Raw genomic sequence first — 20,314 nt, forward strand, 5'->3', positions numbered from 1 at the left:
CTAGATGTACTGACCGGAGACGTTGATCGAAGCGAGAGATTGACCTTGCCGTGACGTCAACGTGTACAGTCGTGGGCATGACAGTCTCGATGATCGACAGCCTCGCTGGCATGCGGCGCTTGGCTCAAGCACAGCCGGGCGAATGGGATGAGGCGGCCCGTGCCCTGTGGGCGCCGATGGCCGGCATGTACTTATTCATCCCGGGCGGCCCGGACCTGGCCCAGGTACATGCCCAGAACTTCGGTTTCGGACCTGAAGCCCCACGCGACCTGGTCCTCGAAGGCCTGGAGGCCTTGGAAGCAGCCGATGCGTGGGGTCGGGTCGAGCGCGCCGTGCAGGACGGCTTGGAGCGGTTGGCAGCAGCCAACCCGAGTATGTCCATGCCTGACCTTCGCGTGCTACTCGTCCTGGGCGACCCCGACAACAAGCACTTCATGGACGAGATCCGTGGACTGTCGGCCTTCGGCGGGATCAGCGGCTTCATCGCAATCACCGTCTGGCCCACCTCGCAGGTACTGGACCGTTTGGAGGCCATCGCACTGCATGAGCTCCACCACAACGTGCGCTACTCGCCCGGCGGCGTGGTGTGGGACCCCAGGACCGTCACCGTCGGTGAGCACGTCGTGGCTGAGGGCCTGGCGGACCTGTTCGCTGCCGAGACCTACGGTGCGCGGGGATTCACCCACTTCGTCAGCGATCAGACCCGAACCAGTGACCCGGTGCTGGCGCGGGTCGTCGAGGGGCTGGGGGTGACCGGGATGCGGGACTTCAGTGCCTGGGTTCTGGGCGATGCCAGCGCGCGCCTGTTCGGCGGGACCCCGGTGGGCCTGCCCACCGGGGCGGGTTATGCAGCGGGTGCCCGAATCGCCAACGCCTACCTGTCCGCGACCGGTCGCAGTGCAGCCGACTGCGTGACGGTCCCCGCAGCCGACATCCTGGCCGTGGCCCTGCCACAGTTGGGTCTGGCAACGACTGGACAGTGAAGGAGGGTGGGTCGTGGTGGAGTGGACCGTCCAGCAACTGGCGCAACGTGCCGGGATCAGTGGCCGAGCCCTGCGGCACTACCACCAGATCGGCCTGCTGACCCCTGACCGGATCGGCGCCAACGGCTATCGCTACTACGGCCCAACCTCCGTGGCCCGCCTCCAACGCATCCTGCTGCTGCGCGACGCCGGGGTGTCGCTCGACGAGATCGCCACAGTCCTCGACTCCGAACACGATCAGGCCGACGAGGTAGCTGCCCTGGAGAAGCACCTCGTCAGACTCCGTCGTGACCGTGAAGCTCTGGTCCGGCGCATAGCCTCTGTCGAGAACACCATCGCCATGCGCCGCCAGGGGCGTCTGCCCCGCATGGACATGATGCTCGAGGGCTTCAACGACCGCTACAAGACCGAGGTGGTCTCCCGCTGGGGGCAAGAAGCTTTCGACGCCTCCAACCAGTGGTGGCACGCCAAGACGTTGGCACAACAGCAGCAGTTCCAGGCCGATGCCGAGCAGCTACTTGCCCGCTGGGGCGAGCTGCACGCCGCCGGCCATGGGCCATCGAGCCCCGAGGCACAGGCCCATGCAGCTGCGCATGTCGCCTGGTTCGCCCAGATCCCCGGCACCCCCACCCATGCCAACGACCCGGCCAACGCGACCGCCATGGTGCTCGGCATGGCCAACCTCTACGTCACCAATCCCGACTTCCATCCCGCCTTCGGAAGCTCCGAAGCCGCCGACTTCGCGGCCCAAGCACTACGGATCCACGTCAGCCCAACCTGACACTCATCCAGGTCCCACTGCGCGCCGCCCGGCGTAGCACGAAAGGTCCTCATGTCACATCCGAACGCTGCCCTCACGCCGCGCCACCGCTTGATCGTCGCCCAGCTCGTGGTCGACCAAGGCTGGCCGATTAGCGAGGTCGCCGCCAGGTTTCAGGTCTCCTGGCCCACCGTGAAGCGCTGGGCCGACCGCTACCGCACAGGCCAGTCCATGCAGGACCGGACCTCGCGGCCGCACCGGTCACCGAACAAGACCAACCACGCCACCGCGAAGCGCTGCGTCCAGCTCCGCCTCCGACTGCGCGAAGGCCCAGTCCAACTCGCCTGCCGGCTGGGGATCGCACCGTCCACGGTCCACCGGATCCTGGTCGACGCGCACCTGAACCGGCTGTCGCACGTCGATCGCGCCACCGGGGAGCCAGTGCGCCGCTACGAGCACGACCACCCCGGGGCAATGCTGCACGTCGACGTGAAGAAGCTCGGCAACATCCCCGACGGCGGCGGCTGGCGCTACGTCGGCCGACAACAAGGCGACCGCAACCGAGCCGCCACACCCGACAAGCCCCGCAACAAGTGGCGGGATCCGCTCATGGGCAAGGCCTACGTCCACACCGTCATCGACGACCACTCCCGCGTCGCCTATGCCGAGATCCACGACGACGAGACCTCCCTCACCGCCGCCGCCGTGCTCGTTCGGGCTGTCGAGTGGTTCAACGCCCGCGGTGTCACGGTCGAGCAGATCCTGTCCGACAACGGCGGCGCCTACCGTTCACACCTGTGGCGAGACACCTGCGCCGAGCTGGGCATCCGGCACAAGCGCACGAGGCCGTATCGGCCGCAGACCAACGGGAAGGTCGAGCGTTTCCACCGCACCCTGGCCGATGGCTGGGCCTACGCTCGCTGCTACACCTCCGAGGCTGAGCGGCGCGGTGAGCTCGAGGGCTGGCTGCACTACTACAACCACCATCGGCCCCACACGGCCTGTGGGAACCAACCGCCGTTCTCACGATTGATCAACGTTCCCGGTCAGTACAGCTAGAGCTGCCGCGATCGCAGGGGGATTAGCGAAGGCATTTACGCGCGAAGCAAAATCTCGCATGATCTCATTCATTGCACCCTGCGTCTTGTCCAAATATTCCCAGATGGCGGGCGGTGGAAAAAGATCGCCTCTTAGCGACTCCAAAATCTTTGACTGTTGCGCGGACACAGCAAAAGGGATGGAACCTGGGATTTGTTCTTCAATAGAGCGAAACACCTCGGGGCTCAAATAAGGAAGTACTCCGAGGGATGTTGCCACAGCGTCTTCTGTCTGCCGCTGATCCATGTTAAGGGCTAGGGATTTCCCTAGAAGGTGCCTTCCATTATCGAAACCATAAGACGCAGCATGCGCGTTTAGCGCTTCCTCCAGCTCGGACTGTTCAACATCTCCTTTTTTCAATGCGTCGGAGATGATCGTGGCAAGGTAATCAAACTCAATACCTTTATCAGCTAAATCTGCAACAGTGCGCACGACAGAGGTCACAGGAAGGCCCTCACGCAGGGTTACTTCAGCCCTGGTGATGTCACGGCGGAGATGAATCCGGATGTCTTTCTGCGTTGTTTGTTTCGGTTTTTGACTGATGAAGAAATGCTTCGCCGGAATCAGGTCTCCAATACCATGCACCAAGGCTGCGGACTCGTGCGATACAACTGCCGGGAGGGTCTCTTGGCTCCACCTTTCATCAGGATAGAGGGCTGGATCCAGCGATACCCACGCCGAGCACAGAGACAGCAACGGTCCGTAACCAACAGAAGGCATGAAGTACACGCCTTGCCTATCGCGTTCGATAACCCCCTCAGAGGCGAGGCGCCCCAAGCGCACGCGCGAAACACTTTCACGCTCTGCCTGGGCGGTGGAAATGATGCCCCACTGTGCGGAGGCCGCTAACACTAGAACTTCGATTACTTCAGCTTTGTCGATTTGTATCACCTCTTTTCTAGGTTTGTATCATCCAAGCTGTTACAAATCTAGAATCTATCACATTTTTCGGTTACAAATCTAACACTCAGTGCGCATAGGGCTGAATCCAGACGGCAGGAATTACTCAAAGAAGTCCTCGTCGATCTCCACAACTTCCACGGTCTGCTTGGTCTGTACACCCACCCCGTAGCGGATCATCAACCGAGCGAGCCGTTCACCGTCGATAAGCACAACCCGCGATTGCAGGTTATCGGCATATTCCTGGGCACCCTGACTGAACTTAGCTGTGGTGAGGAAAACTCCCTGGTTCGCTTGCACGCCTTGGAGCGCTCCGACGAAACCTTGAATGTCTGGTCGCCCAATCGCCGTATCCGGTGCATAGCGCTTGGCCTGAACATAGATCCGGGACAATCCCAGAGCGTCTTGGTCAATCACGCCATCAATCCCACCATCATTCGACAGCTGTGTGCGCGTTGCTTTGCCGCGCGTTCCGCCATATCCCATGGCCATGAGCAAAGCCAACACGGCTTGTTCGAAAAACGCGGGCTCGTTTTGATGGAGTCGCACAAGTAGTTCACCGGCTACCGATGCGTGGTTACGCTCCACACCGACTTGGATTTGTTCGAACGGGTCAAGCTCTTCTGGCTTTTCGACGATATCCTGATCCCCTGCGGCCAGCTTCAGGGCTAAGTACGTTGACGACCCATCGGGCTGTCCAACCGCCTCACGCAAGTTCATCTCGGTCATCCCGCCGGGATACTTTTCGACGAGCTCACGACCAAAATCGGTGATCTCCCAATGCCCACGACGTGGCGAGGATATTGCGTTAGCTTTGGAGAGGTAAGTGACCGCCCAGTTTCCACGGTTGGCGTACATTTCTTGACCTGATGGAATCAACACCTGCCGTTGATCTTCTGAGAGGCCGAGGTCGTCGGCGACCCAGTTAATGATGTCGCGACGGCGCCATTCTTTCCCATCGCTCAATGCCCGCAAGCTCGGGATCATGAACTCATGCCATTTGGGTACCGGCATTAGAGCTCCCCTTGAAACGCGCGAATCGAGAGGGATTTGTGGAGTTCGTTTAGCTTGAAGAGGCGTTCTTTTGCCACTTCAATCTGCCCCGTGACTAACTTCCGAACCTCGAGATATTTATCGGCGACTCCTTTCTCCGGTACAGGGATTTTCAGCTCCTTACAGTAGATCTGAGCGTTGATATTTGGTTGGGCAACGGTTCGTTTCCTAGCCTCAACCCACGCCCAATATGCCGGAGTATGCATGAAGTCATAAACAATCTCCGGCTGTACAATCGCTGGATCGATCCTAAAACGAATTAAGTATCCGGCGTACCAAAATGGATTTGAACTCTCTGTCCGATGAAGATAACTTTTTCCAACGGTCGCGCCTGTACGAGCTACCAACAGGTCTCCATCGTTGACGATTTTCGCCTGCGGATACGTCTTTTCAGAAAAGTCGGGACTCCGGACTGAGTCCGACCGCAGCAAACCTTGCTCAGTGATATCAGTAATTCGGATATAGCGTCCTATTGTTTGGTCGAATTCTGTTGACGGTGCTCCAATTCCGTATTCGGGCTTGGCGCGCAGCATCTCGCCTAAGGGTTGACTTTTGACAACATTGGAGAAAACCCCCGCAAAATATGATGCCAAGAGCCCATTCAGATTAAGGAGCTGGTGTTCCGCCTTGCGACAAAGATCCTGAGATACATCTAGGATATCCGCGATCCTGCGCTGTTCGTCGAGGGGAGGGAGGGGGATAGGAATTAGTGCTACCGAACTAGGCCGAGCGCGACTAAGCGAACCTCCAACCCCAGCAACGGTGGTCATTAGCTTTGCGTGGAAAATATCTGAAATTAGAAAGTGCTGCAAAAACCGGGCATCGAAACGTTCATCGTTGAAGACAATCCACTCTGAACTTCCTACCACCTGACCCTCATGGCTCCCAACAACCCATGAACGCCGAATATGGGGAACAATCTTCGACAACAATACGTCGCCGTTCTCCAAAATGGTTTTTGAAGAACCAATTTCACTTCCGACGAGTCTTTCCGGTTCATTCTCATCGAATGCTGGAACGCTGTACAAGACGAAAGGTTGATCGGGATACTTTCTTGGGTCGACAGATTTCGTCTTCCGATAAAGCTCCCCCAGCTTCACCATTGGCCACTTGGCCGAACTTTTAGTGCCAGCCATTAGCTCTGCCCACCCTTCAGCATCGCTTCCAGGTCTGCGAGACCGGATGAGATTTTGGTATCGAGTTCTTTGATCTCGGCAAGAATCTCCAGCGGATTGCGGGTCTCTTCCGCATCGAGGACGATTTCTTTGTAACGGTTCATCGAGAGGTCATAATCTGCCTCGCGGATCTCGTCGACAGGCACGATGAAAGACTGCTCGGTGCGCTCACGTTCCTTCTCGGCGCCGTCACGATCACGGAAGCGAGCCAAGGTATCGGGCAAATTGTTGTGGGCGAGTTGCTCGTCGGAAAGCGGCACAAGGGGCGGGTTGTCGTTGATGTTGTCAGAATCACGCGGGCGCTCAGTGGGGAGGGGACCCAAGAGGTGCTCGTCGAGAAGCGGCGTGCGCTTGTCGTCGAGGGAGCGGCCGTCGGCACGCACCTCATAAAACCACACGCCATCGGTAGCGCCCTCATGATCAGCGCGCGTGAAACACAGGATCGCGGTAGACACACCCGAGTAGGGCTTGAACGTGCCGGAGGGCAGCTTGATCACGGCATCGAGCTGCTGGCGCTCTACCAATTCCTTGCGCAGGGCCTTGTGGGCCTTCGTCGAACCGAAAAGGACGCCCTCGGGGACGATCACTGCAGCGCGACCACCCGGCTTAAGCAGCGAGAGGAAGCGGGCGACGAACAGCAGCTCCGTCTTCTTGGTGCTGAACAAGCTGCTGAGGTCTGGATCCAGCTTCTTCTGATCAATCGAGCCGGAAAACGGGGGGTTCGCCAAGATCATGTCATAGATTTCCTTCTCCGCATCCGGGATCTGCTGTAGGGAATCGCGGTAGGAAATGTTCGGGTTCTGGAAGCCGTGCATGTACAGGTTCATGGCGGCAATGCGGACCATGGTGGCATCAAAGTCATAGCCGGTCAGACCATTGGCAAAGAAGTCCTCACGGATACGCTTATCAGCAAGGTCATCTTTGTGGTTCTGCCTGATCCAGTCAGAAGCACCCACTAGGAAACCGGCGGTGCCTGCGGCCGGGTCAATGATCTTGTCGCTTGGCGTGGGCTGCATCAACGCGACCATGAGATCGACGATGTGGCTGGGTGTACGGAACTGCCCGTTGGTACCCGAAGTAGCCAGCTTGGACAGCATGTACTCATAGAGGTCACCGGCTATATCGCGGTTAGAGAAGTTCAGATCATTGATCTGCTGCATCACGCTGGCAAGAGTGCCCTCATTGTCAATACCGAACGATGCCCTTTCCATGTGGCGGGCGAAACCCTCCGAGCCCAAACCAGCACGGATGAAAGGGAAGACCTCATCATTAATGGTCTGTTTGAGCTCCTCGTCCTTGAGCTGCATGAGGTTGCGCCAACGCAGGTGCTGCTGATTCTCGCTGAAAATGTCGTCGGGCGCGTTCGGATCGCCGAGCTGCTTGCGCAGCGTGATGTCATTTTGCTGATCATCGAGCTGCTTAATGAACAGTAGATAGGTGAACTGCTCAATCACCGTGGTGGGGTTGGAAATACCGCCTGACCAAAAAGTGTCCCAGATTCGGTCCACCTTGGACTTTAACGCGCCTGTAATCATGGTGTTTAGCGTAATGGAACGGCCCGAAATAGTGGGCGAAGGGGGCATGCTCGGCGCAGGCATAACAGCCAGCTCTGGGCTAGGCACTGAAGTGTCCTAGGTTTTGTTCCGTTTTAGTAGATGGGAAACTAGCCTTTTACAATCCGCAATCGGAGCTTCGACTCGCCCTTTGATTCTGCGATCCGAACAGTTTCCTGATTCCTCATCGGTACCGGCGCCAAGACGGTATTCAATGTGAGGGACTGCAGATCATCGATTGGCAGTGACAGCTCGTGCGCGACTTTAGTAGGTGTCCAGCGCTGGGTGCGTTCGGGAGAGAAAAGGAAAGTGAACACCCGTGACTGTTCATAGCTGCTCAAGCCACCGGGCTCGGCTACGTCGAAGCCCGCGTGCACTAGGCGTTTTCTCACGGACCGGAAAGACCACTCTGTAAGTTTCCCTGTCGTCTTTGCTTTTACTGCCATCGCCATGGCGGACACGCCGTAATACCGCTTGTGGTCAAAAAGCTGCTCCCGCGTTGGGTCCTGTGGCATGTAATTACGCACAGATGCGGTGGGCATGAGAAACTCAGAGGCAAAGCGATCTGCCTCACGTTCGTCCTCTTTGCCGGCGGCGTAATTGTTTCCACGAGAATGCAGAACAAGGTGGCCCAGTTCATGTGCGATGTCGAACCGCACGCCTTCCGGTGTCCTGCGGCGCGTCAAGAAAATGTATGGCTGGCGTTCGTGATACATGGAAAATGCGTCCACTGAATCCCCAAGAGCGGGGATTCCAAAGACACGAATGCCATGAGATTCCACTAGTTGCACGAGGTTTGGGAGCGGTTCCAAACCGAGGCCCCAATCATGACGGAGTTGCCCCGCAGCCTCTTCTGGGCTCATGTTTCCTAAGAATGGAACGTCTGGCTGGGGCGACTTTAACCGCTTGTTCAGCCAGAGGTGCAAGTCAACGCCATGGCTTGCCGACGACACCGCGGCATCTTTCACGGCTGCAGAAGTACGGGCTGCAGAACGAAACGCTAAATCTTCCCGCTCAAGACGAGCTGGCGACTCGAGGAAGAAGTAGTCTTCTGGGAATGACAACGTCGATGAGAGACGTGCCGCCACATCTGTCGGGGCCCCATCTTCTTCGTACCTAGCTACCGTCCTAGTAGTTACATCCAGATTGCGTGCTAGTTCCGTTTTCGTTAGACCGCGGCGCAGTCGCGCATTAGTGATTCGAGTTGGTTCAACGAGCCAGTCTCTATGCCTCTTCGAGGTAGAAATCGACATCGTCTTCTCCATTTCGTTCAGGCAGTTCCTCTAGGCCCTGATTGAATAGGTGAGGCGGCAGCATCACTCGGACACGCCACCCAGTAACTTTTCCCTCTTTGATACCTTCTGGGAGAGAAAGCTCGGCCCTCAGCTCGTCCTTACCACGGTAGTACAACAGCATCCAATGTCCTTCGTCTGGTGCTGATTTATCTTTGCCCATGATTTTCACCACCTGCGATAAAGAAATCAATGGCATTTGCTCATAGGTGCGTTCAGTTGCTCGCCCTTTACGGTTCGCTACGTTTGGCACGCCGTCGGGATTACCAACGTCAGCGGTCCCTCCACAGGCCGTGACGGTCCGATCCGCGTCACGAGCCCTGATAAGTGGTCGGTTGTGATCATCGTGCAGCTCCCAATCCCCATCGGCTACGTGCCCGCGCCGGAGCGTAGCAACTGTATGGGCCCACCGAAAGTAACCGGGAGCCGTGGGCGGAAACGATGGGTCCCGATACACGTCCCGTGTTCCGAACTCTCCGTCCCGCAGAGCAGCGCTAATCAGCTCTAGGTCTAGTCCAAGTGACTGCACATATTCAGCAGCATCATTCTCGCTAATGACAGCTAATTCGTTGGCCGATATCGGCTGACCCATGGCCCCTCATTTCACGTACCAAAACCAGACACATTCCAGGTTACATGGCTTCTTGTTAGCCCGCTATAGATTTTTCGTAAGTTGGACTGACACCTTTTCTGGGCTAAATAGACTTGAATTTAACAATTCCGCCCATGCGCTTTAGAGCTCAGCCCCCGCGCCTTCAGTGCGTCTCCCACTTTGCGCGGGGAAAGAAGCTGTAGTCTGAGCAGATATGCCTTAGAAAAGGGGGTCGTAGCCGCGATCCTAGTACTGGCGAGTCTCCCTCGCCAGGCTCTTGCGCAGGATCATGCGGCCCATGGGGGAGAGGGGTTCGTCGTCAAGCTCCCAAATATCGGCCCGCTGCACGCCCAGGATCACCCGCGCGGCCCAATTGTCGCGGGGGAGGGTTGCGGCTGAGGCGGTCGCGGGGACGTGGCACAGCTCGTGCAGTTCAGTCATCACGGCGTCCTTGTCGATGCCCATGGCTCGTGCGGCCTCGTGGCTGCCCAGGTAGGCGATCGCGTTGTCCATGTACGCGATCGGCGCTTCATCGTCGTGCATGGTTACAGGCAGCATATCGACGATCGCTGTCGCATAATGTGCCGAATCCTTCAAACAGGCCCGGGCATATTCGGTGATGTTCACGCCGCCACAGTTCGGATCCACCGCGGCCAACATGCCGCGCCCCAAGACCGCGATCAGCATGGTCTGCTGCATCTGCGGGTTAAACATGTGCAACTCTGGCGCGTTGTTATCGATCCAGCGCTGCAGACGCGGATCCGGCTGAGCAAATGGGTGCAACGGCAGGTGCGGATCGTGGCGATCAATCATGCGCAGGAGCGAGTCGAAACGTTCGGAGGCATATGCACCCATTTCCCACATCTCATAGTCGATCAGCTTGAGATCGCGCTCGTTGAACTGGCAGGCGTCGACAAGCTGCTGCGTGTAGCGCACTAGGGCGCCCTGGGGTGATGGGTCGGTGTTGTGGAGATTGGTGATTGGGACTTTCACGTGGCCGCCGTAGATCAGGCTGGTGATCACTGGGGAGCTGAGCAGAATGCCGCGCACCCACGCTTTGTCCTGATCATCCATATCCAGCGGTGTGAAGTTCGCGCGGTGGGTGCGGATGTTGTTCGTGACATCTTCGAAAGCGGCTTCGATCTCGGGAAAATTCGGTGTGATCCCGAATGCATCTTGCACGAGGTCGCGGACCTCCGTCTCGACTTGATGGTGGTGCATCGTCAACGCCACCAGGAAAAGAGCGGTGTCCTTCTCGGTCATTGGTGCGAGGTCCTGGTATGCGGAGATACCTTCGTCGATTCGTTCTGTCAGCATTCCTGCCAGTTCGTACAGTGTGGCCAGTGCAGTTGTTTCTTTGGTTGTTGTGTTCGCCATGATGGCGTTCCCCCTTTGTGTGATTGTTAAGTCTCGGCGCTTCGCCCCTGAAGCGCCGTTAGGTGGTTGTTCTCGTGTTTATATTTCTAAGTTCGTTCGGCGATGAACTTGTCAAAGTCGAAGCTGGTCAGTGGCCCACTTTCTTCGCCTTCGATCAGCGCTTGTCTCACCGCCTCATGATAAGTTTCGCGCTCTTCGAGAAGACGCAATCCGGCTCGGATTACCTCGCTGGCATTGCGGTACCTTCCTGACGAAACTTGGTCTGCGATGAACTGGACAAAATGGTCGTCGAGGCTGACGGATGTGTTAGTAGACATAGAGCCAAAGTACCAATTGTTGGTAATCATGCGATGGCGTTCCCCCTAAGTTTGTTGTGGTTGTTGTGCCCCGGCGCTTCGCCCCTGAAGCGCCGTTAAGACTCAACATAGCCCGCCCGCACCGTTCCCACGCAACAGTTTTTGAAAAAGTATATTTTCCCAGGTCGGCTTGTGGATAACCCCTTCCGAGTTATCCACAGGCGCGCCCAGTCCCTCCGAAACAGGATGGCCCGGGAGGGGTAATCGTCGTAAAGCGGCACGAATTAAAGCACACTTTTGTGACGTTATTTCCGCAGGTCAGGGTAGGTTTACCTTGCTTGTGAGTACCTTTTAAGTTCCCTATACTCGAAAACAACAGATACGCGAACCCCTTCACACATCAACTTGAGAGGTTCACACCATGACAACCGCAATTGCTTCCTGCTCCACGACCACCTGCGCATTCAACAATGAAGGCTGCACAGCATTGGGCATCACCGTCGCCGGCGATTCCACTGCTACCTGCGCTACCTTCACGACTATCGATGTGCGTGCTGGCCGCCCTGCAGACGGCGCCGTCGGTGCTTGCCACCGTCTGGAATGCACCCACAACAAGGACCTTCTGTGCACCAACTCCACAATCACCATCACCGGTGAGAACGCGGAGTGCGGCGCATACGAAGTCGCCTAGCGAAATACCTGGAAGCGGGCCCCTCCCGGGACGGAAGGGGCCCGCTTCACTGTCTCGACGTGGACACAGATACGCGAAATTGCGTTACGCCGAGGTCTGAGCTACCAACGCCTGCAGCGCGGTAGACAAGTCTTGAACAGAACGCACAGGTTCCGGGAACATCACATACGCCGCGACGCGAGAGGTATCCGTCGTGCGCAACAGCGTCACGCCCACCTCGCACACATCGATCACCATGATGCGGTTGCGCAGGTGCTCGCAGACCGGCTGGTCCAGCGGCGGGAGCATCTCGCCGACGAGCACTCCGCGGGCAACCCCGTCCATTACTGAGTCCAACTCAGCACTGGCTAGTGCGGTGGCCTCGTCGTAAGCAGCTAAGCGATCCATCGCCAGTAGCGGCAGACGGTTCACGTGCGTGACCACGTGGTCAAACGGGATGGCACAGGTGCCGGCCACGTAGTGGACGTACACGGTAGAGAGATCGACAACACCCGTGATCCACGGGCCGTTGTCAGAGATCCACTCCACTTCACCTAAAGCATGGACGCTGGCAGTGGTGGCGACCAGCTGGAAGTGCGGGGCGCGCAGTGTGACGTCAACACGCACTTTCGTCGGCGCTAGGTGCTCCACGTCCTCCCGATAGCAGGACACGATCAGCTTGCCGTGAGCGTCGAGACCCTGGGCGCTGAGCCCATGCGCAGCCACCCGAATGTGTCGGGGCGTGCCGCTGGCGTAATCCAGCAGGGACATGTCGCCTTGCCCAGCGATCATGCGGGCCGCCAAGCTGACTCCCAAACGCTGAGCCGCGTCCACCTTGACGTCCACGCGTTGCAGGTTATCCGCCATGCCAAAACCTCCTTTTGCTTAAGGTAAGGCTAACCTAACTTAGCCGATGGAAGGGTGTCAAGGGTTTTGGGCAAAGTTTTTTAAACAAAAGGGAGGGGGCTATCACAGCAGGCCGGCTTTACATGTAAACGCGCTTGGACCTTAAGAATGCTAAGAGATATGATCGAGTTAACCGTTCAGCCCGCCTCGACTCCGGTCGGGAGTGGGCTGGATCTCTATCTAGAGGTCGGAGTAGGCGCAACATCGGTTCCGGAGGCCGTTTGCAGCGGAGTGATATCGCGCAAAGTATCAGCTAGATTGCCCCGGCTAAGACGGATCTCATATCCAGACTGCAAATTCATCCAGAATTCAGCCGAGGTCCCAAAATACCGTGCAAGACGGACCGCAGTATCTGCGGTAATCGAGCGCTTTCCATGAACAATTTCGTCAATCCTGCGCGGAGGCACTCCTATAGATACCGCAACCTTGTGCTGCGTGATGCCGAAACCGTTAATGAAATCCTCCAGCAGCACCTCACCTGGGTGGATCGGTGGAATCTTATCGTTCGTCATGGTCTCTCCTCTTAGTGATAATCGACAACTTCCGAAGCACCGCACGTTGAAGTTTTCAATCAAACGATTTCACCCGCCCGTTAGTCTCGAAAGGGTCTGATCTCAGGTATCAACCTACTTAAGTTCACGAGTAGTCGCGAAATGAACAGCCCCTACGATGAAGCGGCTAACCGGCAAACGCAATGTGTGTCACCAGGCAAACAGCAGGTAGGCCTTCAGGGAGTTGCTCCATACTGATCCACTTTTGCTTCAGGAAGAGCGAATCGTTGATAAGCATCAACCACCACTTGCGCCCGTAGCCTCCGCGCCTTGCAGTTGGCGAATCAAAGCGGCGATCGTGCCATCAGTGACCGCACCGACAAATTTGCCGGGCAGGTACTTGTCGATCTCCACCAGCGATTGGAAGGCGTTGAAAACTTCTTCAGGAGTGAAAGAGTTTTGCGTGGCTTCCTCGCGCAAGGTCTGGATATCGCGGGGTTGAGCCTGGCTCGTCAGGTACGGCTGGATCGCATCGCGAAGCCCGGAACGCAGATCTGCGATGTCGTCAGCGACGGCATCCGTATTGATGAAGGACTCGGCTTGGGAAAGGAACTTCAGGATGTCTGCGTAAGGACCGTTATCCTCCGGTTCCTCGTCGTCGGTGAGCGGGCGAAGAGTAAAGACGAGGTCGTCAGTGTCAATCCCAAGGTGTTGGAAGAGGCCGCGCAGAATCGTCATCTTCTCAGCCGTGCTGTTGCGAGTCTGCACCCACAATTGGGACACGATTTCTTCCTGGTAGCGATTCGTCGGCTTCGGACCAGCGCTAAAACCGAAGGCGCCTGCCTCCGCATACTCGAAGATGCTCTCCCTGTGCTGAGCGATCAGTGTCTTAAGCAGCGAGCGCATCATGTCTTTGAAGGACTTGACCGTAACGGATACGTCGTTGAATTCATAAGCGATAATGCTGCGGCTGGTAAAGTCCGTGTCATCCCCCATCGGTACCTCAGGCAGGGGTTCGCGTACGGGTTCAAAGCCGGTCTTCGGCTTAGCCCAGTAGGCGACAGCGATATCCGAAAGCCTCTTTGATCGGCGCTCAATCTGTTCTTCACCCCAGGTGTCGGCCTTCTTGATGGAATCGTTGAGCCGGTACGGGGAGGAATCGAAGCCTTCAGGGATAGATTTCTTCGTCTGAAATGAAGAGTTTGAGTACTCGGAGTTGTAACCGGTAACAGTAAGATTGCCGATCCGGTGTAGCCACTCGTGGTGAATCTCCTCGGCATCAGGGCCGAGCTCCTCGCGCCAGGCCTTAGTCAGAGTCTGCGGCATAACATGTTCGACCGAAAGTTCGCCTCGCTCCAATGCTCCGGCGACATCGACGATGTCCTTGGAATCGCGATTTTCCAGGCACTCAAAAAGATAACGACGGTTGTGCGGCCGGAATGCGAAGAAATTGCGAGTGCCGAAAGCTTCTCGGAAGGTGTTGTCGTCGGGGAATTCACCAGAAGTGCCTGCACGACGATAGAGCAGGTAGGCGATGACATCCGCGATAAGAGCATCGTGGTGGCGAATGCGGCGGGCTTCGCTGTAGAGCGTCGCGAAAATCTTGTTGAGTCCGTGGGTGGGTATGTCAACGACCAGGCGACGGAAGATATAGGAATCGATGAGTTCGATAGTGGCAGCGACGTCCTCAGCTTGGAGGTCGCCGGCTCGGTGGTCGCCGAGCAACGGCATGAGCGTGGGCATTGCCACTTCACGGCGCATGATATTGAAACGGCGCAACCGACGATCCGCCTGCGTAATGCCGGTCTTAGCAGTGTTGAGATCGCGGTAGTACTCGGAGTAATCCCGCATGGAGTGCAGGACCGTCTCGATGGAATCATCCGTAGAATCGAGGAAACGCTTGAATGCCTCATAAACGTGGTCCAAACGTGGAGTCTTGCGCGTCCGAGTAACAAGGTAGAGGCGGATGAAGGCATCCGTGTCATAGGCAACGTTATGCTCGATGCGGTTCCAATAGTTCTCGTAAAGGTTCTCCTGCTCCTTCACGGTCAATCCCATGAGGACGAGGTTCCGAATCTTATCCGACTCGGTAAGACTCTTACCGGTCGAATTAAGGGATTCGAAAATACGCTGCGGATCGTCATGGTTCTCCAAGTCCAAGATCATGGTCTCAAGGCGGCCGATGGCGGTCCACAGTTTGTCTCCATCGAAGTCCGCGTCTCGAATACGCTCACGGAAGTAGCAATAATTCGCGGTGGCGTTGGAGCGTTCGTTCAGTTCCTGGCCGGTCAGTAGCCGACGATAGGAATCAAGGTCATCCTTGACGGGCTTGAGTTTCAGCTTAGGCTCGGCGACAGTCGAGCCGGCATTCTCTAGGTAGTTGCGACGCAGGCGATCGGCAAGCTCAGCGTCAGTAGATTCAATCTCGCCTTCGTCGAGGGCGTCGGCAAGCGCGAGGATAAGCAAACTGACGGTAGTAATTCGCTGTTGACCGTCGATGACTACCCAACGGAACTTTGTCTCTGGATTTCCCACGACGGCACCAAAGAAATGCTTAGGACGGTCATGAGTAATCACGTCGACGAGATCGTCGAAAAGCCGTGCGCATTGTTCCTCACTCCAGTCATAGTTTCTTTGATAGACGGGAATGATGAGCTCAGTGTCATTTCCATCAAAGATTCTAACGATATCGCGAACCTCACCCTTCATGCCCACAATTATGCCTGACAGGGGATGAGTCTGGCCCCAATTCAACGGGGACGCATACTGAGCTTCTACACGCTGTCCGCGAAGAGCTCGCCGCCTACCAGCTTGCCCTTGACATCAGCCCCGCACCACCGACTAGAAGTCCCAGTCCGCATCCTCAGTCTCTTCCGCCTGGCCGATCACGTAGGCAGAGCCGGAACCCGAGAAGAAGTCATGCGTCTCAGTAGAATCTGGGGCCAACGCGGCCAGAATCTCCGGCTCAACTGTTGCGGCCTCATCTTCATAGCGCGGTTCATAACCCAGGTTCATCAGGGCCTTATCGGCGTTGTAATAGACGAAGGCCATCACGCCGTCGATCTTCGGGTTATCCACCAGCGCATACAGCTAGCTGGAATAGTCCAGTTCCAGGCGCAGCAGCCGGTCAATCAGTTCATAGGTAAAGGTGCGCATCTCGTCGGCACGCTCAGGGTGTGCCTCCAACCCGCGCTGATACTTGTAGCCGGAGTAGTAACCGTGCACCGCCTTGTCGCGCAGGATCAGGCGGATCATATCGGCGGTATTCAGCATGATCCCGCGCGAGGCGTACCAGAGCGGCAAGTAGAAACCGGCGTAGAGCAGCAACGATGACAAAACCGTAGCGGCCACCTTGCGCTTGAGGGGATCGTCGCCACGGTAATAGTCCATCACGCAGGTCGCTCGGTTTTGCAGAATTGGGTTGTCGATAGCCCAGGTGTAGGCGTCATTGATCTCCTGCGTAGAGCACATCGTCGAAAAGACGGAGGAGTAACTGCGCGCGTGCACCGCCTGCATAAACGCGATATTGGTGTACACGGCTTGTTCTTGCTCGGTGCGGGAATCGGGAATCTGCACGATTTCCCCGACCGTGGCCTGCACCGTATCCAGCATGGTCAGCCCCGTAAACACCTTGACCGTTAGCTCCTTATGCTGTGGCGATAGTTCGTTCCAGTTCGGTAGATCATTGGACAACGGCACCTTTTCAGGAAGCCAGAAGTTACTGGTCAGCCGCTTCCACACCTCGGTATCCTTCGGGTCTTCCAGGTGGTTCCAGTTGATCGGCCGGAGCGGCCCGCGCGGGTGTTCAGTGGGAGGCACAGAACGGTTGAGATAGAAATCTGGTTGGGTCATTGATCTTCCTCGGGTTTTAGGTTGTAGTGCTTAGGACAGATTGCGGTGAAGTAAGCAGGCTGGCGACGGTGTCAACATCTCGGGCCGTGCCTAAAAGCTCGAATCGGTGCAGGATGGGCACGCCACATTTCTTTGCGACGATCGGCCCCGCACAGCAGTAGTGCACCCCAAAGTTGGTGTTGCCACTAACGACGACACCGCGAATCAACGCGCGGTTCTCTTGCACGTTGAGAAATTTGATTACCTGCTTCGGCACTGCTCCGCGCTGATCACCGCCGCCGTAGCTAGGCAGAATCAAAACGTACGGACGGGTCACAAATGATGCAGGGTCCGTTCGACGCAACGGGATACGGTAGGCAGCGACCTCAACTTTGTCCTGGAGCTTGCCGACGAAGCGGTGCGTGTTCTCAGAGACTGAAGAGAAATACACAACGTCCATAAGTTCATCGCATTGAACTTCTTTCATCATGTGACTGAACAGTAGTGTGGAACGAAACTTCACGCAAGAAGGCCTACCTTCTTGGCTGGGTTCGGCAGGGGCGATCGTCGTTAAGCGACGCGAATCAACACGCACCTATAATGCACAGTTTACGCTGGTCAGCAAGCATTTGCCATGCGCGCAAGGATTTTAGAAGGCCCCATTTTCAGCGATGACAAATACGCGAGCCGATCAAAAACATCTAGCTGATCCCCCGATGGGTTGCCAACGTCCGCTACAGCACTACACACTGCTGCGTGGTAACTGCTGCCACAGAAACTGGACGCCGAAAGGGGAGAGGACGTCGAACGCCTCGGTGGTGCCGTCTCGGAGACCTTCTTCGGCGTTACCGTCGCCGGCGAGATGCCCCAACGCCGCGTAACCGAAGCCAAATTGACCTTTTCCGCCGACAGCGCATCGACTTCAACGACGACCAGGCGTGAACCCGACGTTCGGGGTGTTAGTCGACAGATTCTTCGCCTTTTCTCCGTGGCTGCAGCCGTTTACGTTGGGCAATCAACTGGCGATCAGCTTCTCTGAGTGCTTCAACGAGCTCGCTTTCAGCGTCTTCGTGTTCTAGTTTGTTTCTACCTTGGTGATAGAGTTCATAGCGCTGTCGCGCGTATTCGTCTGCCTGCTTTCTGTTGATTCGCCCGTGGTCGACTAATGGTTCATAGTCATTAAATTCGATGAACTGATCCGCTTTTATGAGCCAGTCGCGCATGTGGACGACTTTTCGGCGTTCAGCCTGGTCTTGTGCGTAATTGAGGAATCCGGAGACGAGGTAGTTGAGTCGGTTTAATTCTTTGCCGGTGAGGTAATTCTTGGCGGTGGTGACGTCTCTTTTGCGGACGATGGTGCCTCTCCAGTTGGTTAGGCCTAGATTGTCCGCGTTTGGGTCACAGCGTGTAGCGATGATCTCTGCTGCTGTGTTTCCGGTGATCGCGTAGTGTAGTTTGTCCTGGATAGTGGCAAATAAGCGTTTCGTGCGCTGTGAATTCGGCTCGTAATCATCGGCAAGCGCGATGATGCTGCGTAGTTCGAGGTAGAGACGGGCTTCGCTAGACCGAATGTCACGGATGCGGGCAAGTAGTTCGTCAAAATAGTCTGCCCCAAGTGGGTCTTTGAGTTTGTCATCATTGAGGGCGAAACCTTTGATGAGGTATTCGCGCAGGACCTCTGTCGCCCATTTGCGGAATTGAGCTCCCCGGGGGCCTCGGATACGGTATCCGACGGCCAAGATTGCGTCTAGGTTGTAGTGTTCGATGTGTCTTTTAACGGATCTACCCTGTTCAACGGCAACATTTTCCATTTTGGAAACAGTTGCTTGTCGGGATAATTCTCCGTCTTGGTAGACGGTTTTGAGGTGCTTGCTTATAGCCGACACGCCGACATCAAAAAGTTCAGCCATGTCGGCCTGGGTCATCCAGACGGTTCCCTCGATGAGTCGTAGGTGTACTTCGGTTCGATTGTCTTCAGTGGTGTAGATGACGAACTCGCCTTGGGAGGTACTGAGCGTTTTGGGTACTTCGCTAGTCAATGGGATCTTCATCTCGTTTCATTCGCGCTTCGTTTTCTTTGGGTGCTGTCGGTGACCTAATCGTCGTTGTCGAAGGGCCGGACAATTCCATTATCGAGTTCATCATGTGTGGTGGACATGTGGCTGAGAGTGTTCGAACGCCGGTGTGCGTCGAGCTCGTCAATCGAGTGGTGAAATTGTCGGTCTGCACACCCCGCTTCATTCGTCGAAGTATTTCGTCTGCAAATTGATCTTCGGAGCTAAGCGTAGAGCAAAAAGGGTTCAGCATGCATCCCCTGAATCCCGTTGTTCTCATTGGAGCCCGAAGCCCTCATCACTTCAGAAGTGACGAAAAGCTCGCAGCCACACTGGAAAGGACGAAGCAACGCATGGGTCGCGCTGTTCACAGTCATGAATTGCCTCACGCTTCCCTACGGTCAAGGCAAGCAACCGTCGAGATGTTTTCGTTTTGTTTGTCACTGGCAGTGCGGATAATTTCCGGCAGCAGGCCCGCTACGGCACTACACACTGTCGCGCGGCAACTGCTCCCACTCGAACTGGACGCCGAAAGGGGAGAGGACGTCGAAAGCCTCGGTGGTGCCGTCCTCGATCCCGTCGGCAACGTCCTCACCGCCGGAGGTGATATCGACGATCACTTCCTCCGGCTCCCACTTCATCTCGGTGACAAGCCACCCGCCGCGGCTGCGCAGGCCGAACTCGTCGGGACGCAGGTCATCGAACCACTGCATCACGGCGTTGCGCGCATTCGGACCGGTCACGGTGAGGCGCACGGTGGCACTCGAACCGTCGTTGCCCGGCCCGCCGGTTTCCGGTGAGCCCCAGAGCCAGTCATAATCCATGCGGTAGGGCGCGGTCGAAGGCCTTTGACGCGTCAAGTCTTCGCTCATGGCTTCGGGTCGTGCTGATCCAGCTGCGCCCACTCGAGCTCACAGCCCAGCGGATCGAGGACCTCAAAAGCCTCCGACGTGCCGTCGCGCAGCCCCTCTTCCGCGTTGTCGCCGCCGGCGGTGATGTCTAGCATCGCATAATCGGTGCCGGACTTGACCTCGCGCACGAGCCAGTCGTCGCGCCCGCGCGAACCCAACGCGTCGGCGCCCAGGTCGCGCATCCACTCCAGCACGCCTTCGCGCGCCATGGGGCCAGTCACGGTCAGGCGAACGGTCACGGACTCACCATCGCCGTCGGCCTGCTGCTGACGGATCCAGTCAGGATCAACCTCGTAACGTTGGTTCATGGAAGCCAGAGTAGTAACCAGCATGCGGTTGCGCCGCCGACTAGCGGCAGAATCATCCTTTAGT

Annotated in this window: 19 protein-coding genes and 1 pseudogene; 4 read left to right on the plus strand and 16 right to left on the minus strand. The window is 56.9% G+C overall.

The window, feature by feature from the left end; all coding sequences use genetic code 11:
• Positions 1 to 77: 77 nt before the first annotated feature.
• Genes B097_RS0111215 through B097_RS0111225 form a run of 3 tightly spaced genes read left to right on the plus strand, consistent with a single transcriptional unit; the run spans position 78 to position 2,802 of the window.
• On the plus strand, positions 78 to 983 hold the full coding sequence (locus B097_RS0111215; RefSeq protein ID WP_040429357.1) for a DUF2268 domain-containing putative Zn-dependent protease: 906 nt from the start codon (positions 78 to 80) through the stop codon (positions 981 to 983).
• A 13-nt stretch (positions 984 to 996) separates the two neighbouring features.
• Positions 997 to 1,764, plus strand: coding sequence for a MerR family transcriptional regulator (locus B097_RS0111220; protein ID WP_018581286.1), 768 nt, complete (start codon positions 997 to 999; stop codon positions 1,762 to 1,764).
• Between the two features lie 51 nt (positions 1,765 to 1,815).
• On the plus strand, positions 1,816 to 2,802 hold the full coding sequence (locus B097_RS0111225; RefSeq protein WP_018582622.1) for an IS481 family transposase: 987 nt from the start codon (positions 1,816 to 1,818) through the stop codon (positions 2,800 to 2,802).
• On the opposite strand, the gene B097_RS12975 is transcribed toward B097_RS0111225, so the two are convergent.
• The 8 genes from B097_RS12975 to B097_RS0111265 form a co-directional block, all read right to left on the minus strand.
• On the minus strand, positions 2,767 to 3,732 hold the full coding sequence (locus B097_RS12975; protein WP_018582623.1) for a type IV toxin-antitoxin system AbiEi family antitoxin domain-containing protein: 966 nt from the start codon (positions 3,730 to 3,732) through the stop codon (positions 2,767 to 2,769). The genes B097_RS0111225 and B097_RS12975 overlap by 36 nt on opposite strands.
• 111 nt (positions 3,733 to 3,843) lie before the next feature.
• Positions 3,844 to 4,755: a restriction endonuclease gene (locus tag B097_RS0111235; protein ID WP_018582624.1), complete on the minus strand. Its 912-nt coding sequence runs from the start codon at positions 4,753 to 4,755 to the stop codon at positions 3,844 to 3,846.
• Positions 4,755 to 5,930: a restriction endonuclease subunit S gene (locus tag B097_RS0111240; protein WP_018582625.1), complete on the minus strand. Its 1,176-nt coding sequence runs from the start codon at positions 5,928 to 5,930 to the stop codon at positions 4,755 to 4,757. The genes B097_RS0111235 and B097_RS0111240 overlap by 1 nt, the downstream gene beginning before the upstream one ends.
• Positions 5,930 to 7,504: a type I restriction-modification system subunit M gene (locus tag B097_RS0111245; RefSeq protein ID WP_026254489.1), complete on the minus strand. Its 1,575-nt coding sequence runs from the start codon at positions 7,502 to 7,504 to the stop codon at positions 5,930 to 5,932. Before B097_RS0111245 ends, B097_RS0111240 begins: the two co-directional genes overlap by 1 nt.
• Positions 7,505 to 7,632: 128 nt before the next feature.
• A complete protein-coding gene (locus B097_RS12980; protein ID WP_081618063.1) occupies positions 7,633 to 8,787 on the minus strand; it encodes an ImmA/IrrE family metallo-endopeptidase in 1,155 nt (384 codons plus the stop codon).
• Positions 8,747 to 9,067, minus strand: coding sequence for a hypothetical protein (locus B097_RS13535; RefSeq protein WP_147287092.1), 321 nt, complete (start codon positions 9,065 to 9,067; stop codon positions 8,747 to 8,749). Before B097_RS13535 ends, B097_RS12980 begins: the two co-directional genes overlap by 41 nt.
• A gap of 585 nt (positions 9,068 to 9,652) precedes the next feature.
• On the minus strand, positions 9,653 to 10,783 hold the full coding sequence (locus B097_RS0111260; protein ID WP_018582629.1) for a hypothetical protein: 1,131 nt from the start codon (positions 10,781 to 10,783) through the stop codon (positions 9,653 to 9,655).
• 86 nt (positions 10,784 to 10,869) lie between these two features.
• Positions 10,870 to 11,100, minus strand: a complete 231-nt coding sequence (locus B097_RS0111265) for a type II toxin-antitoxin system ParD family antitoxin (protein WP_026254490.1) — start codon at positions 11,098 to 11,100, stop codon at positions 10,870 to 10,872.
• Between the two features lie 400 nt (positions 11,101 to 11,500).
• On the opposite strand from B097_RS0111265, the gene B097_RS0111270 reads away from it, so the two are divergent.
• Positions 11,501 to 11,770 (plus strand): DUF1540 domain-containing protein, encoded by a 270-nt coding sequence (locus tag B097_RS0111270; protein WP_018582631.1) that lies wholly within the window; start codon positions 11,501 to 11,503, stop codon positions 11,768 to 11,770.
• 84 nt (positions 11,771 to 11,854) lie between these two features.
• On the opposite strand, the gene B097_RS0111275 is transcribed toward B097_RS0111270, so the two are convergent.
• From B097_RS0111275 to B097_RS0111315, 8 genes and pseudogenes are all read right to left on the minus strand, one after another.
• Positions 11,855 to 12,616 carry a hypothetical protein gene (locus B097_RS0111275; protein ID WP_018582632.1) on the minus strand — a complete coding sequence of 254 codons (762 nt, stop codon included), beginning with the start codon at positions 12,614 to 12,616 and terminating at the stop codon, positions 11,855 to 11,857.
• A gap of 215 nt (positions 12,617 to 12,831) precedes the next feature.
• Positions 12,832 to 13,167, minus strand: coding sequence for a HigA family addiction module antitoxin (locus tag B097_RS0111280; protein WP_018582633.1), 336 nt, complete (start codon positions 13,165 to 13,167; stop codon positions 12,832 to 12,834).
• Positions 13,168 to 13,443: 276 nt separating this feature from the next.
• Positions 13,444 to 15,855, minus strand: coding sequence for a DUF262 domain-containing protein (locus B097_RS0111290; protein WP_018582635.1), 2,412 nt, complete (start codon positions 15,853 to 15,855; stop codon positions 13,444 to 13,446).
• Positions 15,856 to 15,987: 132 nt separating this feature from the next.
• Positions 15,988 to 16,998 (minus strand): annotated as a pseudogene (nrdF, locus tag B097_RS12985) (class 1b ribonucleoside-diphosphate reductase subunit beta).
• A 16-nt stretch (positions 16,999 to 17,014) separates the two neighbouring features.
• Entirely contained in the window at positions 17,015 to 17,467 is a 453-nt protein-coding gene (gene nrdI / locus B097_RS0111300) for a class Ib ribonucleoside-diphosphate reductase assembly flavoprotein NrdI (RefSeq protein ID WP_115324682.1), read from the minus strand.
• A 469-nt stretch (positions 17,468 to 17,936) separates the two neighbouring features.
• Positions 17,937 to 19,028, minus strand: coding sequence for a RhuM family protein (rhuM, locus tag B097_RS0111305; protein ID WP_018582637.1), 1,092 nt, complete (start codon positions 19,026 to 19,028; stop codon positions 17,937 to 17,939).
• A 488-nt stretch (positions 19,029 to 19,516) separates the two neighbouring features.
• Complete coding sequence (locus B097_RS0111310; protein ID WP_244911209.1) at positions 19,517 to 19,903, minus strand: hypothetical protein; 387 nt, start codon at positions 19,901 to 19,903, stop codon at positions 19,517 to 19,519.
• Entirely contained in the window at positions 19,900 to 20,250 is a 351-nt protein-coding gene (locus tag B097_RS0111315) for a hypothetical protein (RefSeq protein ID WP_115324683.1), read from the minus strand. The genes B097_RS0111310 and B097_RS0111315 overlap by 4 nt, the downstream gene beginning before the upstream one ends.
• Positions 20,251 to 20,314: the final 64 nt, after the last annotated feature.

It is taken from the genome of Corynebacterium pilosum DSM 20521 = CIP 103422, from assembly GCF_000373805.1.
Taxonomy (GTDB): Bacteria; Actinomycetota; Actinomycetes; order Mycobacteriales; family Mycobacteriaceae; genus Corynebacterium; species Corynebacterium pilosum.

Coding starts and splice junctions, on each gene's coding strand:
- B097_RS0111215 (WP_040429357.1), top strand. CDS start 78: ATGACAGTCTCGATGATCGACAGCCTCGCTGGCATGCGGCGCTTGGCT.
- B097_RS0111225 (WP_018582622.1), top strand. CDS start 1,816: ATGTCACATCCGAACGCTGCCCTCACGCCGCGCCACCGCTTGATCGTC.
- B097_RS0111235 (WP_018582624.1), bottom strand. CDS start 4,755: ATGCCGGTACCCAAATGGCATGAGTTCATGATCCCGAGCTTGCGGGCA.
- B097_RS0111240 (WP_018582625.1), bottom strand. CDS start 5,930: ATGGCTGGCACTAAAAGTTCGGCCAAGTGGCCAATGGTGAAGCTGGGG.
- B097_RS0111245 (WP_026254489.1), bottom strand. CDS start 7,504: ATGATTACAGGCGCGTTAAAGTCCAAGGTGGACCGAATCTGGGACACT.
- B097_RS12980 (WP_081618063.1), bottom strand. CDS start 8,787: ATGGAGAAGACGATGTCGATTTCTACCTCGAAGAGGCATAGAGACTGG.
- B097_RS0111260 (WP_018582629.1), bottom strand. CDS start 10,783: ATGGCGAACACAACAACCAAAGAAACAACTGCACTGGCCACACTGTAC.
- B097_RS0111265 (WP_026254490.1), bottom strand. CDS start 11,100: ATGTCTACTAACACATCCGTCAGCCTCGACGACCATTTTGTCCAGTTC.
- B097_RS0111270 (WP_018582631.1), top strand. CDS start 11,501: ATGACAACCGCAATTGCTTCCTGCTCCACGACCACCTGCGCATTCAAC.
- B097_RS0111275 (WP_018582632.1), bottom strand. CDS start 12,616: ATGGCGGATAACCTGCAACGCGTGGACGTCAAGGTGGACGCGGCTCAG.
- B097_RS0111280 (WP_018582633.1), bottom strand. CDS start 13,167: ATGACGAACGATAAGATTCCACCGATCCACCCAGGTGAGGTGCTGCTG.
- B097_RS0111290 (WP_018582635.1), bottom strand. CDS start 15,855: ATGAAGGGTGAGGTTCGCGATATCGTTAGAATCTTTGATGGAAATGAC.
- nrdI (WP_115324682.1), bottom strand. CDS start 17,467: ATGATGAAAGAAGTTCAATGCGATGAACTTATGGACGTTGTGTATTTC.
- rhuM (WP_018582637.1), bottom strand. CDS start 19,028: ATGAAGATCCCATTGACTAGCGAAGTACCCAAAACGCTCAGTACCTCC.
- B097_RS0111310 (WP_244911209.1), bottom strand. CDS start 19,903: ATGAGCGAAGACTTGACGCGTCAAAGGCCTTCGACCGCGCCCTACCGC.
- B097_RS0111315 (WP_115324683.1), bottom strand. CDS start 20,250: ATGAACCAACGTTACGAGGTTGATCCTGACTGGATCCGTCAGCAGCAG.